At 40.9% G+C, this 16004-nt stretch carries 10 protein-coding genes; 5 read left to right on the top strand and 5 right to left on the bottom strand.

What is annotated here, in order from left to right:
• The first annotated feature begins 9 nt into the window (after window positions 1–9).
• Window positions 10–615 carry a competence protein gene (locus ACHFIZ_RS13305; protein ID WP_410886636.1) on the top strand — a complete coding sequence of 202 codons (606 nt, stop codon included), beginning with the start codon at window positions 10–12 and terminating at the stop codon, window positions 613–615.
• A 625-nt stretch (window positions 616–1240) separates the two neighbouring features.
• Here ACHFIZ_RS13305 and ACHFIZ_RS13300 read toward each other — a convergent pair.
• Entirely contained in the window at window positions 1241–2245 is a 1005-nt protein-coding gene (locus ACHFIZ_RS13300) for a LacI family DNA-binding transcriptional regulator (protein ID WP_410886634.1), read from the bottom strand.
• A gap of 120 nt (window positions 2246–2365) precedes the next feature.
• Here ACHFIZ_RS13300 and ACHFIZ_RS13295 point away from each other — a divergent pair, with 120 nt between their 5' ends.
• Complete coding sequence (locus tag ACHFIZ_RS13295) at window positions 2366–5116, top strand: glycoside hydrolase family 2 TIM barrel-domain containing protein (RefSeq protein ID WP_410886632.1); 2751 nt, start codon at window positions 2366–2368, stop codon at window positions 5114–5116.
• A 28-nt stretch (window positions 5117–5144) separates the two neighbouring features.
• Window positions 5145–6329, top strand: coding sequence for a PQQ-dependent sugar dehydrogenase (locus ACHFIZ_RS13290; RefSeq protein ID WP_410886630.1), 1185 nt, complete (start codon window positions 5145–5147; stop codon window positions 6327–6329).
• 37 nt (window positions 6330–6366) lie between these two features.
• On the opposite strand, the gene ACHFIZ_RS13285 is transcribed toward ACHFIZ_RS13290, so the two are convergent.
• Window positions 6367–6585 (bottom strand): hypothetical protein, encoded by a 219-nt coding sequence (locus ACHFIZ_RS13285; protein ID WP_410886628.1) that lies wholly within the window; start codon window positions 6583–6585, stop codon window positions 6367–6369.
• A 55-nt stretch (window positions 6586–6640) separates the two neighbouring features.
• Window positions 6641–6961, bottom strand: coding sequence for a hypothetical protein (locus ACHFIZ_RS13280; protein ID WP_410886626.1), 321 nt, complete (start codon window positions 6959–6961; stop codon window positions 6641–6643).
• Between the two features lie 150 nt (window positions 6962–7111).
• Between ACHFIZ_RS13280 and ccsB the strand changes: the two genes are divergently transcribed.
• Window positions 7112–10372: a c-type cytochrome biogenesis protein CcsB gene (ccsB, locus tag ACHFIZ_RS13275; protein ID WP_410886624.1), complete on the top strand. Its 3261-nt coding sequence runs from the start codon at window positions 7112–7114 to the stop codon at window positions 10370–10372.
• A 1-nt stretch (window position 10373) separates the two neighbouring features.
• On the opposite strand, the gene ACHFIZ_RS13270 is transcribed toward ccsB, so the two are convergent.
• Window positions 10374–12632 carry a hypothetical protein gene (locus ACHFIZ_RS13270; RefSeq protein WP_410886622.1) on the bottom strand — a complete coding sequence of 753 codons (2259 nt, stop codon included), beginning with the start codon at window positions 12630–12632 and terminating at the stop codon, window positions 10374–10376.
• Between the two features lie 119 nt (window positions 12633–12751).
• On the opposite strand from ACHFIZ_RS13270, the gene ACHFIZ_RS13265 reads away from it, so the two are divergent.
• Entirely contained in the window at window positions 12752–14440 is a 1689-nt protein-coding gene (locus tag ACHFIZ_RS13265; RefSeq protein WP_410886620.1) for a GH39 family glycosyl hydrolase, read from the top strand.
• A gap of 5 nt (window positions 14441–14445) precedes the next feature.
• On the opposite strand, the gene ACHFIZ_RS13260 is transcribed toward ACHFIZ_RS13265, so the two are convergent.
• A complete protein-coding gene (locus tag ACHFIZ_RS13260) occupies window positions 14446–15942 on the bottom strand; it encodes a trypsin-like peptidase domain-containing protein (RefSeq protein WP_410886618.1) in 1497 nt (498 codons plus the stop codon).
• Window positions 15943–16004 lie beyond the last annotated feature (62 nt).

Below are 16004 nucleotides of genomic sequence, written 5' to 3'. Positions count from 1 at the left end.
ATTTGTCTCGTGTTTAATGCAGAAGTACAATATATTGGAGAAACTCCATGGCATCGGGATTGGAAAAAAGCGTTTGCTAAAGAGTTTAGGGAGGTAAGTTTCGCTGATCCGGCGATGGGGCAATTGCATAGGGCAGACGTTCATACCGCTTGTGGAACTACGCTTGAGTTTCAGAATTCTCCAATCTGTATTGATGAATTGACGAGTCGCGAAACCTTTTACCCTAAGATGATCTGGATCTTGAACGGCAAGAAATTCAAAGGCTTCAGGATTTTGAAAAGTCTTCCCGATGTAGATGATCCCCGTTTAAGTAACTATGAATTTTGCCATACGGATCATTTAAAAATGATCAGGAAGTCTGATATTACGAATGGCTTGGGAAAGCCAAAAGCCCTAACTTTCCATCACCCTGAATTGCGTAGTATACCACTGACATCCCATTACTATTCTTTCTGCTGGAAACATCCACACAGCGTATGGTACCAAGCAAAGGCCCCAATTATATTTGATCTTGGTGGGTATTTTCTGTACCAGTTGAAACACCGAAGACAGCTTTCAGGCGATTTTAGCTATCTTCATATGATACCCAGGAAAGCATTTATCAGTCAGTACTAATGCAATAGGTGACTGTTTGATTTACACAGCAACCAATGTTTTTATAGTCTTTTAAGTGTGCACTTAAGGATTTATGTGCACACTTACCAATTTAAGTGAGCAGTTGACCTTTTTTAAATATTAAATCTGCTTTTTTTAAACAGCAGTATTGTAGGTTCGTTTAAGCAATCAACCAATGCTGCTTCTAATTATGCTACTTTATACTTCTACATTTCCCAATTTTAGGGTCACAAAGAACGGCGTTACTAGTTTATTACTAGTGCCCTCAGCTATGTCTTGGCTTCGTGTCTGCTTCGGGTCTGCTTCGTGTCTGCTAGCGCTCGGCCCGAAGGAAACAGCCATAAAACACATAGCGGAGCGGTATTTGAAAAACTTCAGTACAAACCACATATCAACGACAGTATTTTCTCAAAAAACAAAGTTGGAAAGTTGTGATTGTTTAATCCATTTACCAAGGATTGAATTGTCTCTTTAGATTGCACTAAAGGGACAATAATTCAGGTTAGAGGTAAAGACAAATCATAAATTCGTCCAGTTTCCAATATCATCAACAAGCACTATGGTCGTCAATCATGTGATTAACTAGATCTTTTTAAGAAAATATTGAGGCAGTAGAATAAAACGGTTAAATTCCCCTCCAATGGAGTTCGGCATCTAAAAGTCTAGTTTCAAAATCGTATACCGGATACTTGCTTTCAATAAGCTTGATCAGCATTTCAGCAGCTATTTGACCGATTCCAAAAGCATTCTGTCTGATGTAGGAAATGCCTGGCGACAATAAGTCAATTACATCTGAATTGGAAAATCCAATGATGGTAAGGTTTTCTGCATAGTTGATTTTTGCCAATACACGCATAGTTGAAGTACTGATTTGGTCACTTGCAATAAGTAATGCATCCACTGATCCAGATCTAAATTCAGTTAAGGCGAGTTCAATTTCCTCAATATTGCGTCCTCCCTCATGGCAATGTTTAATTAGTCGATCCTCAAAAGTAATGTCGTTAGCTTCCAAAGCAGCTTTATAACCGTTGAACCTTTGAATAGAAATAGAAAGTTGAGGCGCGTTCCCCAAAAAAGCAATATTTCGGTTGCCTTTTTCTATCAATAGCCGAGTCGCTTCAAATGCAGACTTAAAATTATCAGTTGTCACTTTAAATGTTTCCATTTCATCAATTATTCTGTCGAAGAACACGATAGGCATGCCACGTTCATGGAGTTGGGTAATATGATCGTAATTGGTAGTCTCAGAAGACATAGAAATTAATATCCCATCGACCGAACGACTAGCTAGGTGGCCAATGTTGCTCACTTCCCGCTCATAGGCATCATGACTTTGGGTGATGATTACATGATATCCCTTTTCATAAGCGATTGATTCAATACCATTGATGGTTTGTGAAAAAAAACTATTGGCAATATCGCTTACAAGTATCCCAATAGAGTTACTACGACCGTTCTTCAGGCTTCTGGCAATTGGATTAGATCGATAATTAATCTTTTTTGCATACTCCCGAACTAGCTTCTTCGTTCCTTCGCTTATTTCATGGCTATCACTTAACGCACGCGATACTGTCGAAACGGATACCGATAGTGCATGAGCAATTTGCTTAATTGTGACTGCCTGAAACATAAACAAGTATAGATAAAAAAATAGAAATGAGAACGATTGCGTAGTTTTAGTTGCCCATAACCTTTGTTTGTCGGCCTGTAATTTCTAATCTTGTTTGAAGCATACACCAAATATATCACTATGAAGAAAATATTATTTCCTCTGCTATTTATACTGACCTATTTTCAAAGCCTGGGGCAGGAAACTATCACTAAATATTTATCGGGTACCGATAAGAATAATACCGTTTTATGGGATTTCTATTGCACGGAAGGCAGGAAGAGCGGCGAATGGTTTAAGATACCCGTTCCTTCCAACTGGGAGCTTCAAGGATTTGGAACCTATAATTATGGACATGATAAAGTAAAAGGAAATGAACAGGGACGTTATAAGCACGAGTTTAATGCCGGTAACGCGAAAGGCAAAAAGGTCTTTTTGGTTTTTGAAGGCTCAATGACTGATACTAAAGTAATGGTCAACGGAAAATCCGCGGGCCCTGTGCATCAAGGAAGTTTTTATAGGTTTAAGTATGATATAACGGCTTTGCTAAATGCAAATGATAAGAATCTGCTAGAGGTAACTGTTGATAAAACTTCAGCAAACCAGTCTGTCAACAATGCTGAACGTAAAAGTGACTTCTGGGTTTTTGGAGGAATTTTCAGACCAGTCTATCTAGAACTCGTCCCCGAGCGTTTTATCGATCGGATGGCTATTAACGCTAAGGCAGATGGTTATTTTGCTGTTGATGTGTATCCCTCAAACTTGGTAGGAACAGAAGTAATCGAAGCTGAGGTTCAAACATTAAAAGGAAAGAAAGTGGCTGCTGCATTCTCAAAAGGAGTAGCCAATGTGGACCATGTGACTTTAACATCTTCTTTTGCAAAACCTATGTTATGGTCAGCTGAGTTTCCTAATCTTTATCAGGTATTGGTTACACTTAAGGATAGCAAAGGAGCATTACACAAAGTAAAACAGAAGTTCGGTTTTCGTACAGTGGAGCTACGAAAGAATGATGGCTTGTATGTTAATGACGCAAAAATTATCCTAAAGGGAAGCAATAGACATAGTTTTTGGCCTGAAACCGGCCGCACGCTGAGCCACAATGTGCATACACTGGATGCTAATCTTATGAAAGAGATGAATATGAATGCAGTTAGAATGTCTCATTACCCACCTGATCAGGATTTCCTTGATGTATGCGACTCTATAGGTCTGTATGTTCTAGATGAACTTACCGGATGGCAGCAAAAATACGATACAGAAGTTGGCAAGAAGCTAGTTAAAGAGCTGGTTGTAAGAGATGTTAATCACCCTTCTATCCTATTTTGGGACAATGGAAATGAAGGCGGCTGGAACACTGAGCTAGATAATGAATACAAATTGTATGACCCTCAAAACCGTACAGTTATTCATCCTTGGGAAAAGTTCAACGGAACAGACACTAAGCACTATCCTGATTATAATGCTATCGTTAAAACTTCAGCTAGCGGTCAGGAAGTATTTTTTACTACTGAATTTATGCATGGCCTCTATGACGGAGGTGCGGGAGCGGCCCTTGATGATTTCTGGTCGGAGATGTTAAAGCATCCTCATGCCGCCGGGGGGTTTATCTGGGCCTTCATCGATGAGGCAGTAATACGTACAGATAAGAATAATATTTATGATTCCGATGGAAATCACGGCCCTGACGGGATCGTCGGACCGCATAGAGAAAAAGAAGCTAGTTTTTTTACCATCAAGGAGATATGGTCGCCGATTTATGTAGCTCCGATGTCGATAGATACTTTCAATGGCACTATTCTGCTGGAAAACCGTTACTCGTTTACCAATCTGAACCAATGTACTTTCAAATGGAAATTGGTTAATTTTCCAAATGCAGGAAACAAATCAACTCAAGCATTGACGAAGTCCGCTGGAAATATTAAGCCTATAGATCTGAAACCCGGAGAGAAGGGCAACTTGCGTCTAACGCTGCCGGCAAACTGGAATAAAAACGAAGCATTTTATTTAACGGCATATGGACCAGACAATAAAGAGATTTTCAGCTGGAGTTGGCAAATTAGTCAGAAGCTGGTAACACCCGCCTTGCTGAGCGCAAATAATCAAAAGACTAAGATAAGCGTAAAAGACGCCGAAGGCATATTTGAGTTGAATTGTGATGGCATCGTTTACTATTTTGATAAAAGTACTGGATTTTTGCAAAAAGTGCTTAAGCCATCTGGAACTGTTTCGCTGTCCAATGGACCTATGCTTGCTGGAGTGAAATCCAGCTTGAGAAACTGGACTTCCAGGCAAATTAATGATCAATGGGTTATTAACGCTGAATATGGTGGTGAGGGATCACTGAATGCTAAATGGACATTTTCAACTGGTCAGCCGGTTAAACTGGAATACAATTACAGCCAAATGGGGGATTTCGATTACACGGGAATCACTTTCAATTATCCGGAAGAAAAAATAACTGGGATGAAGTGGCTGGGTAGAGGACCGTATCGTGTTTGGCAAAATAGGTTAAAAGGGCAGCAATTTGGTGTTTGGGAAAAAGCATATAACAACACCGTTACAGGGGAGACCTGGCAATTTCCAGAGTTTAAAGGTTACCATTCAGATGTCAATTGGGTAACCATTCAAAATGAGGAATCTAATTTCACGGTTTACTCGGGCAACAAAAACACCTATTTTCAAATGCTAAGACCTGCGAGAGAAAAAGATGCCTTAAGCAATAACAATGTGGAACCAGCCTTTCCAGATGCTTCTATAGGTTTTATGAACCACATTAGTGCGATTGGTACTAAGTTCCAGTCGGCTAAACAAATGGGGCCTCAAAGTCAAAAAGCACAACTAAAAGGTGAGAAAATAAGTGGAATACTTTGGTTTGATTTTACTAGATAGCCCAAATTATTCAAAATAAACACACGCAATGAAAACGAACAAATTTAAATTATTAGCTGTAATTGGTTTCGGACTATCACTGAGTTCTTTCATAGATCCAGCAGCAATCACGCTAAAAGTGCAAAGTGTGGCTGCCAATCTGCAAGCACCGACTGCAATGGCATTTCCTGGTAATGGACGCGTTTGGATCACCGAACAAACAGGAAAGATAAGGGTGATGAAAAATGGTAAACTCAGTGAAGTACCCCTGCTAGATCTTGGAAATCAGATGCCAAAGCTGAATAACGGGTATGAAGAACGCGGACTTCTTGGCATTGCATTACATCCGAAATTTAAAACAAACAAGAAGTTCTACGTCTTTTACAGCGTTCCTTCCTATGGAAAATTTAATCATAAAGATGTTATCGCTGAATATAAACTTGCTGCAAACGAAGAAAAGGTGGAAGAGAACAGTGAAAAGATTATTATAACAGCGGACAAACCAGATGGTAACCATAATGGCGGTTCGGTCCAGTTCGGTCCAGATGGCTATTTATATATTTCCTTTGGAGATGGAGGTGGACAAGGTGATAAACATGGTGAAACTGGCAATGGGCAAAATCTAAACACCCTGCTTGGAAAGATTCTACGTGTTGATATAAATACAGACTCTGCATATCGCATTCCTAAAGACAATCCTTTTGTTGGTAAACAAGGAACTAGAGGAGAAATATGGGCTTATGGCTTTCGCAATCCATACAGAATGTCGTTTGATAAGACATCAGGACAACTGTTCGTAGGAGATGTAGGCCAGGATACTTGGGAAGAAGTTGATATCATCAAGAAAGGTGGAAACTATGGCTGGCGACTTGTCGAGGGTAATCATTGTTATAATCCAGCGACAGGTTGCGATATCAAAGGAATTATCAAGCCTATTGCAGAATACAATCATAGAGAAGGCGTTTCCATCACAGGCGGTTACGTTTACAACGGAAAATCGATCCCCGTTTTAAAAGGTAAATACTTCTTCGCCGATTGGACAGGCCCAGCTTTTTACCTCAAGAAAATTGGGTCGAGTTGGCAAAGGGGTAGAGTGATTTTTAAGAATCTACCTGAGGGTATGAAAGTCACTGGATTTGCTGAAGACTCGATGGGTGAATTGTATATGCTAACTAATCCAGATACTGGCCCTGGTAACAAACAAGGTAACGTTTACAAAATTATCAAAAGCTAACTAGTAAAATTAGAAGGCCATATTGCTGACTTGACACTTAAGCAGGATCATCATCGGGATTTTCGAAATCAGCCTCTCCCTCAGATGATCCGCTTTTCTGCTCCTTTTGTTTGGAACCTTTATTCTCGCGGTCGATAGCGTCATCAAGTCGAGTGCCTTTGCCATCCGCGTATTCTGACTCACCTTTACTATAACCGGCGTTGTTTTTGTTGTTTTCAGTATTTTCTTCTTTGTGGTTTTGATCCTGGATTTCCATAATTTCAAAGTTTGTTATACAGCTAAAACAGGATAGCCAGGAATTTGTTTTTTCCTTATAAAGAATCGAGCGTCGCTTGGATTGTCTTTTCTAAGGCAGTTAACAGGGCATTTTTGTAAACTAGAAAGTTGTTCTGCGTTGATTCATCAGTTTCACTTTCTTTGAGGACCTTACGACCATCTTTTACTTTTTGTAATTCCACCTTATATAGTTCTTCAAAGGTTTCTGGTTCTTTGTTTTTCAGGATTCTTACCGTATGGGAATATTTCTCATGACCATCAACAAGAATTGCGAGATTCTTTTCATCGTAAGTATTGACCGTTTTAATCTTTGTTGCTAGCTGTTCAAGCTTTCCTCTTTCTTTTGCGTAACCCATAGTGGCAACGAATATACCAGTTCTCCAGAGAAATATGCTAAACGCCTATAAAGTCTTATTTTTGCCATAATACAGCAGTGTTTTATTTTTGTCAGTTTCGAGCGGCATCTTTGCTAAATACAGACTTGAAACCTCATTTAGTAATACCAAATGTTTAAAACTCTAGGCAAAATACTTTTCTCTACCCGAACTACGGGTATAATGCTGTTAATTTATGCTTTTTCCATGGCCATGGCCACATTTGTAGAAAACGATTATGGTACTCCTGTAGCAAAGGCGCTGATCTACGATTGTTGGTGGTTTGAATTGGTAATGCTTATCCTAATCTTAAACTTTGTTGGAAATATTAAGAGGTATCAGTTAACACAAAGAAAAAAGTGGCCTTTACTGGTTTTTCACATTGCATTTATCATTATTTTCATTGGAGGATACATTACAAGGTATGTTAGTTTTGAAGGTTCCATGCACATTCGTGAAGGTGAGGCAAGCAGCGATGTAATTTCAGATGCTACTTTCTTCAAGGTTCAGATTGCGAAAGGGGAGGACGTGCTAGCTTATGATGACGTTCGTGCTACACTGCTCTCAAACAGAATCCCAAGCTATTTAAAAGCATTTAAAAAGACTTTTGTTTCAGAGTACGATTACAAAGGAGAGCGAGTGAAATTGAAAGTTGTTGATTTTTATGCGAGAGCTCAGGATACATTAATGCGCAATACTTCGGGAACTGCAATATTACACATGGTGGTTTTGGAGAACGGAAAACGTGTAAATAAGTACATACCCACAGGAAATGTTCAGTTGATGCAAAATATGCTGGTTAGCTTTAATAAGCCTACTCCTGGAGCCATTAATATCGACAACACCACGGGGTCATTCCGCATCTCGTCTCCTTATGAAGGTAATTATATGATCATGGCCACACAAGAACGTAAGGTGGTAACAGGAGATGATGTTCCTCAACCTTTCAACCTTCGCAGTCTATATACCTACGGTAACCTGGCTTTTGTAGTTCCCGAACCAGCGGTTAATGGTAGTGTTGAATATTTTGAAGGTGATAAACGCACGCACCAGAATGATCTTGATCTGGTGAAGGTGGAAGTTACTACCCCAACTGCAGTAGACACCGTATCATTTTCCGGAGGTAAAGGGATGACTAATTTTCAGCACCAGAGCGAAGTTGGTGGGTTAAAAATCTCAATAGCATACGGCTCTAAAGTTTATAAAACACCTTTTGCTTTAAAGCTAGCTAAGTTTAAAATGGAGAAATATCCAGGCAGCAATAGTCCCGCCGCTTATTCATCTGATGTTATCATTGAAGACGGAAACACTCAAACTCCCTACAAGATCTTTATGAATCACGTATTGGATCACTCAGGTTATCGTTTCTTCCAATCCAGCTTCGATGAAGATGAAAAAGGAACCATTTTGTCTGTCAATCATGATGAATTGGGAACAAGAGTTACCTACATAGGGTACACGCTTTTATTTCTGGGGTTGTTCGTCACCTTATTTTGGAAAGGAACCCACTTTTCTAAATTGAACGAACAATTAAAATCCCTGTCGAAATCTAAAGCAGTTTTATTGTTGTTGTTCTTCCTTCCCGTGGGTGCGGCATTTAGTCAGGAAATCGATATGCATGGCAAAGACGGAACTGAGCACGTTCACAAGCCAGGCGAAGTACATGATCATGGTCCGGCGCAATCTGCTACAGCATCACCTGCGCGACCATTCAGACCAATGGAAAATCAGAACCCTGCAGATTTTGCATCAGCGCTTAAAATAGATATAGCGCATGCAGATAAGTTCGGGCACTTGCTCGTTCAAAATATTGACGGTAGGATCGAACCATTGAACACAATGGCATTAGAGATATTGAGGAAGTTGCATGGAAAAGATCGTTTCTATACACTCAATGCCAACCAGTTTTTTCTATCTATGTCTACTCGTCCTTTCAGCTGGATAAACGTGCCGATATTTAAGGTGAGCACGAAAGGCGGTAAAGATATCCTCAAATCCGTAAATGCAACTCCAGAAGGCTATACTTCCATGGTTAACCTGATTAGAATGCACGATGATGGCAGTGCCGAGTTTGTACTGAAAGACGAATACATGACAGCCTTCGCTAAAAAGGCATCAGAGCAGGATAGTCATGATAAAGATCTTATTGACCTGAATGATAAATTGGAGGCAATGGGACAATTGATCCGCGGACAATACCTGCGTGTGTTCCCTATAGTAGGCGACAAAAATAATACCTGGGAAGCAATGTCTACCATAAATATGGACAGTACAGCCACCCCAAATGCCTTTGATCGTTATGTTGGCGCCGTCAACCGGGGTCAGGCGACAGGAAACTGGCAGGCCGCAGATTCCGAACTTAAAAGCATTGGCGATGCACAACAGAAATATGGCAAGAACGTAGTGCCTTCCGCGACGAAGGTCGCTTTCGAAGTAAGCTATAACTCCTGGAATCTCTTTTTGAACCTCATGATTTGTTATGCGTTATTAGGAACATTAATACTCTCGCTGGCATTTTTAAAGCTCTTCAAAACCTCAAAAACCTTAAATAAAGTTGTCACATTTGTTTTAGTACTTATCGCAGTAGCTGCGCTATTACAAGCAATAGGCCTAGGTGTTCGATGGTATATTTCAGGTCACGAACCATGGAGTAATGGATATGAAGCTGTACTGTTTATCAGCTGGATTGGTGTACTTTCGGGCTTATTGATGTATAGAAATAGTAATGCATTTATCCCTGCTGCAGGTTGTTTGATTGCAGTAATATTGATGGGGTTTGCTCATGGAGGCTCTCAGATGAACCCTCAAATTACGATGCTGGTTCCAGTACTTAAATCGTACTGGTTGATGATTCACGTAGCCATTATTACATCCAGCTATGGTTTTTTTGGCCTGAGTGCACTGATCGGAACAGTAGTATTAATCCTATTTATTATTGACAGCGATAAGATCAGTTCCAAGGTAAAGGCCTCTGTAACTGAGCTGGCAATAGTTAATGAGATGTCGCTGACTATCGGGTTATTTCTTCTTACTGTAGGCACCTTTTTAGGCGGGATCTGGGCGAACGAAAGCTGGGGAAGGTATTGGAGCTGGGATCCAAAGGAAACCTGGGCATTTATCTCTGTGATTGTTTACGCATTTATTTTACACACCAGGCTGATACCCGGGTTACGAAGCAAATACATATTCAACTTGCTTTCCCTAATTGGATTTTCGACAATCATTATGACGTATTTCGGAGTAAACTACTATTTAACCGGTTTACACTCTTATGCACAAGGCGATCCTGTTCCAATTCCATCGTGGGTTTATGTAACGCTTGGTTCTGTATTTGTGTTGGCAGTTGTGTCTTATCTTCGGTTTAAAGCTCGAAGTAAGGATTCTAAAGCTTAATTCAACGTTCCAATAAGATATAGTACGAATCTTCCGGACAAATGATCTTAAAGCCTCCTGACTTGAACTCCAGGGGGATTTCTTTGATGGAATAACCTGCAGCATCCAGTTGCGTGGCTTTTTTAATAGATGAGTTTTGAACACTGATAACAGTTTTGATCAATGGCATTCCCAGCCATGGCATCTTACCAGTATTGAGAATCTTAAACCCATTCGTCTCTTTGTTATTTTTTTTAAAAGTGGATGCCTCTTCCTTCCAATCAGTAGGTCTAAAAATAGTCCCGACCTGTAAAAGTATCTTCTTGGAACTCTCGATATCTTTTCCATCCATGCTCACCAGTTCGATTGTCGCATATTCATTGCCTGATTCGATGCTCAGGTTTTTGCCGATATTGAAAACCGTCTTTGCTTTTAGAAAGCCCGAAACTGCTTTCGCTTTCGGTGTGTTTAATATAAATATTCCATTCCCATAATCGAGTTGCTGTTCTGAAGTGACAGAGGTAACGGTCTCATTCTTCGTATCGATTAACCTTACCAGATCGCCTTTGACGTTAGTTTTTTTTGCCTTAGCCTGGTAAGAAGTAGCAACTCCACCAGTAAGAAAAGTTAGTGGAGAAAGTTCTCTTTTACCTTCATTTGCCGGATCAGCAGATACAAAGTCCCTGTTTGGATCGAAAGATTGTTCTTCAAAAATTTCGGGAACTTCCCTATTGTATAGGCTCTTTAAACTGCGCTGTTCTGTTACTGATCTTGCCGATTTTACATACCCTAACCTATGAATGAGTGCATTTGCCGGGAACATTCCCATTTCTCCCGGGGTAGAGATACTCCATCTATTTAGAGGATGTTGACCGTCTAAATTTACAAAATTGAAGTATAACTGATTGGCAAAAGTAGGTGCGGTGGGGCTAAACCAGAAGAAGGCATCTAAACCAGTCAAGCCACCGTAAGAAGCAACAAGCAACGCCCCTTCCGTCTGATATTTGTTAGGTAGGTTCCAGGCACTCTCTGTTACCATCATTGGATGCCCCTCTACATGCTTGATATTAGTTGGTAGATTAGTAGGATTTTTTAGTGCAGAAGGCGCAGCGTAAAAGTCTAGTGGGTCAATGCGCCAGCCTTCATTTGTTGAACCATGATGCTCAGGATCAAAATACTTATTTACTGCCATTACATCTACGCCGCTATTCGTCCAGCGTTCTAAATCAAGCAGCCGGCTCTGAGAAGCTGTGCGCCAGTTATTTCCATTGATGAGTTGCTTGCAACTCAAATCCCTTCGATAATAGGTAGCCATGCCATCATAGAATGACCGTTGCTTCCAGGCTACAAATTCTGTCTGATCTTTTAGCCTTACCGAATCGTATCCCTTTGAAGAAATAGTTAGTTCATAGATAGGGTATAACCCAACTAATCTGTTGCCAAAGTCGTCACCTTTCTTTCCGGTGGCACTACCCCAATGAACCATCAAACTTTTAATTGATCCATATTTTTCTATCAGCCATTCTGCAAATTCGCCTCGAATTTTTTTGTCAAGCTCTGGTTTAATATTCGAGAATGTCCAGAAGAATGCGGAATCCTCATTTTCAATCTGGATGACTGCTAGCGCTGGTTCATCTTTCAGTGCGATACCTGTATAGGGATTTGGAAGTGTATAAAGTTGCTTAACCCATGCTTTGTAGGCCTCCTGAAGTTTTTCATCAAAATATAATACCGCCCAAAGATCATCCTGTCCTGAATAGCCATCAATACCCCATTCTTTAGGAACCCATCCACCCATATGGCCGTTGTGAGGCCAAAAAGGAGAGATGACCGTATAAATGCCTTGCTTCTTCATGGCGGCTACGCAACGCCAAATATTGTTAAGCTCTTTGCTATTGACATCTGTTAGCTTAGAATTCTTTCCAGTGGGATTTATGGCACCGTGGTATCTAACAAGATTCACCCCCGTTTTTGCGAGAAACTTAGCAAGAGTGTCTAACTGAAGGTCATTAAACTCTCCTGCCAGTCCTCCGCCATTACTGGCCCAAAAGCGGACTTCCTTTCCATTTCCGTTTAGAAAAGAGTTGCCATCAGCACTTAACTTGATAAAACCATTCTCACCGGCAGACTTTTCGTTTAAATAGCGCAGGTTTAATAGCCCGCTGTCCAGCGACTTATAATTGGGGTAATTGAAGGTCCACCAACTTTTATCTGGATTTTGTGCTTTGCTGACCACGCAGTAATTCAAGATAAAAATGATCAGTAGAATAACTTTTCTCATTAACTGATAGAATTATTTGATTTTTAAACTAAAGATAACACTAGTTATATTACATAAGAAATATAATCTATAACTTGTCCTCGACACTTACCAGACAATTAAAAATTCCAACCTTTAAAATGTATAATTTTCTTAAATATCTGATCATTACTTTCCTAATGGGACCCGTGTTTTGCTTTTCGCAATCTAGAGATTTACCAGCAGAAGTCATAGTTAACTTGGGCAAAATAAAGGCTCCTATGAAGCCTGTTTGGGCATGGTTTGGTTATGATGAACCGAACTATACGTACATGAAGGACGGCAAAAAGCTCTTAACTGAGCTTGCCGCTTTAAGTCCGGTTCCTGTATATGTCCGCACACACAGTCTGCTAGTTACCGGTGATGGTGTAGCTGCACTTAAATGGGGATCGACAAATGCGTACACAGAGGATGCTAGTGGAAAACCTATTTATGATTGGAAAATCATTGACAGTATTTTCGACACCTATGTGAAACGGGGGATGAAACCCTTCGCTCAAATAGGATTTATGCCTCAGGCTCTATCGACTCATCCGGATCCTTATAAACACTTCTGGAAGCCTGGAGATCCTTACGGCGATATCATGACTGGATGGACCTATCCACCTAAAGATTATAAAAAATGGGCAGATCTGGTTTACAACTGGGTCAAACACAGTGTGGAGCGGTATGGTAAAAAGGAAGTGGAGAGTTGGTATTGGGAAGTCTGGAATGAACCAAATGGTTATTGGAAGGGCACACAACAAGAGTTCTTTAAATTGTATGATTATGCGGCAGACGGTTTGAAACGCGCGCTCCCTACTGCAAAGATTGGAGGATTGAACATCGCTGGTACCTCAAGTAAAGGCTCACAGCAATGGGCAAATGCCTTTATTAAACATTGCCTTACTGATACCAATTACGCTACTGGAAAAATAGGCGCGCCATTAGACCTATTTAGCTTCCATGCTAAGGGCTCACCCAGGGTTGTTAACGGAGTGGTACAGATGAATGCGGCTCCGCAGCTGCGTGATATTGCTATGGGTTTCAAGATCGCAGCATCTTATCCCGAGACTAAAAATATACCCCTTATCATCGGTGAATCTGACCCGGAGGGTTGCGCGGCATGTGGCATGGCGACCAATAAAGAAAATGCCTATCGAAATGGAACCATGTATTCTAGCTATACAGCAGCAACTTTTGCGCGAAAGTATGAACTGGAAGATCAATATGGCATAAATTTCAGAGGTGCGGTTTCCTGGAGTTTTGAGTTTGAATACCAACCCTGGTTTTACGGCTTTCGCGATCTGGCCACTAATGGTGTGGATAAACCGGTGTTGAACGTATTTAGGATGTTTAGTAAAATGAGTGGAAATCGTGTAGATGCCAGCAGTAACAGAATGTATCCTTTAAAGTTGGTAATGGATTCAAGCGTTAGAGGTAAACAAACAGATATCGGCGTTTTGGCTTCAAAGGATAAGCATTCAGCCGCAGTTATGATATGGAATTATCATGACCTGGATATTAAAGGCAAGGCAGAAAAAGTGCAGATAAAGATCAATGACATTCCTTCGCGAAAGATTAGCCTGACACACTATCGAATTGACGACGAACATAGCAATTCGTATGAGGTCTGGAAAAAGATGGGCTCACCTCAAAACCCAACTAAAATCCAAGTAGTAGAACTAGAAAAAGCAGGGCAGTTGAAAATGATGGAAGGCACTAAGAAATTGACCTTAAAATCTGCTACCGCCACGCTGGATATAGCTCTTCCAAGACAGGGCGTATCTTTGATAAAAATAGACTGGTGATCCAACTATGCCCCAAATGATAAATTGAATACTACTCTTTGTCCCTCTGGGGTCAAGCATTCAAATCGCATAATTCCGTTAGTAGATGCTTTGAAAATATTTACTATATCACCCACACTGTTAACACGGTAACCATTCACACTTAGAATGATAGAGCCGCTCTGGAGACCAATCTGCGCTAAAAGACCATCAGCTTCAACTTTGCTTATTCCCAATCCGCTAGGTAACCCATAGCGTTGCTTAAATGCTGTTGACAGCGGTGCAAATGAAGCCCCTAGTTGTGAGGTTATAGCGTCAGCATCTGTCATTCGAGATGATTTTGGTGCGGCCTCCTGTGCTTGAAGGGTAACATTCGTTGTTGCGTTCTGTTGCCCACGTTTGTATTTCAACTTTACAGCGTCGCCCGGACTATGCCTTGCAATGCGCTCAGAAAGTTCTACAGAAGAACTAATTGTCGCGTCATCTATCCCCTGAATAATATCGCCTGCTTTTAAACCTCCTTGAGCAGCGGCGCTTCCTGGTTGAACACTGGTTATGTACGCACCCAGAACACTTCCTGGTTTGATTCCTTGTTGAATTAAAAACTGGTCTTCTGTAGAGGGCGAGGGAAAGCTTACACCCAGCAATCCACGCCTCACTTCGCCATATTTGATAAGGTCTTTGACAATTTTGTCTGCAAGATTAACAGGAATCGCAAATCCATAACCTTCATAGCTACCACTTTGAGAAGCTATAGCGGCATTGATGCCAATTAGCTGACCGCTTGTATTAACCAACGCCCCGCCGCTGTTGCCAGGGTTTATGGCTGCATCTGTCTGAATAAATGCCTCTACCGCCGAGCCCATTGTGGTCGCATTACCCAACTGTCGGTCTTGTCCCTCTTCTTTCTGACCAATAATTCCAATGCTCCTGCCTTTCGCGCTCACAATACCTGCGGTAACCGTGGTATTGAGTGAAAATGGATAGCCGGCAGCCAAAACCCACTCACCAACCTGTACCTGATCAGAATTACCAACTGTGATTGCCTTTAAGTCTTTTGCATCAATCTTTATTACTGCAAGATCTGTATTTGGATCTGCGCCGATTAACTTTGCTTCAAAAATTCGTTTATCAGTAAGAATTACTTGAATTGCAGTTGCACTATTAACCACATGATTATTGGTGATGATGTATCCATCAGCACTAAATATCACTCCCGAACCAGAGCCCATTACCGACTGTGGTTGGCGGGGACTATCATAATAAGGGTCATACCTGCCGCTCCCGGCAGCGCTTCTGCTGACCATAACTTTTATATGAACAATGGATTGCGTGACCAACGCCGCAGCATTTATAAACTCTGGGGCTTCCGCAGTTATTCTGCCCTTTGCGCTGGCAGCTGTAACACCGAAATTATTGTTACCATCGTCAGGAACAAACTGAGAGGTTGCAAATTTAAAAGTACCAAAACTTACCAAAGCTGCGACAACAGCTGTCATTGCAATTATTCCAAACTTATTCATACTAGTAAAACCCCTGAGAAATGGTTTTGTTTGAGCTTGACTTTGCTACCTTTGATGAGTAA

It is taken from the genome of Pedobacter sp. JCM 36344 (assembly GCF_046546555.1).
Lineage (GTDB): Bacteria > Bacteroidota > Bacteroidia > Sphingobacteriales > Sphingobacteriaceae > Pedobacter.
This window is presented reverse-complemented; position numbering and strand designations above follow the sequence as displayed.

What these genes read in the sequence shown, in the direction of transcription:
- ACHFIZ_RS13300 (WP_410886634.1), bottom strand. Translation starts at nt 2,245, where the DNA reads ATGTTTCAGGCAGTCACAATTAAGCAAATTGCTCATGCACTATCGGTA.
- ACHFIZ_RS13295 (WP_410886632.1), top strand. Translation starts at nt 2,366, where the DNA reads ATGAAGAAAATATTATTTCCTCTGCTATTTATACTGACCTATTTTCAA.
- ACHFIZ_RS13290 (WP_410886630.1), top strand. Translation starts at nt 5,145, where the DNA reads ATGAAAACGAACAAATTTAAATTATTAGCTGTAATTGGTTTCGGACTA.
- ACHFIZ_RS13285 (WP_410886628.1), bottom strand. Translation starts at nt 6,585, where the DNA reads ATGGAAATCCAGGATCAAAACCACAAAGAAGAAAATACTGAAAACAAC.
- ACHFIZ_RS13280 (WP_410886626.1), bottom strand. Translation starts at nt 6,961, where the DNA reads ATGGGTTACGCAAAAGAAAGAGGAAAGCTTGAACAGCTAGCAACAAAG.
- ccsB (WP_410886624.1), top strand. Translation starts at nt 7,112, where the DNA reads ATGTTTAAAACTCTAGGCAAAATACTTTTCTCTACCCGAACTACGGGT.
- ACHFIZ_RS13270 (WP_410886622.1), bottom strand. Translation starts at nt 12,632, where the DNA reads ATGAGAAAAGTTATTCTACTGATCATTTTTATCTTGAATTACTGCGTG.
- ACHFIZ_RS13265 (WP_410886620.1), top strand. Translation starts at nt 12,752, where the DNA reads ATGTATAATTTTCTTAAATATCTGATCATTACTTTCCTAATGGGACCC.
- ACHFIZ_RS13260 (WP_410886618.1), bottom strand. Translation starts at nt 15,942, where the DNA reads ATGAATAAGTTTGGAATAATTGCAATGACAGCTGTTGTCGCAGCTTTG.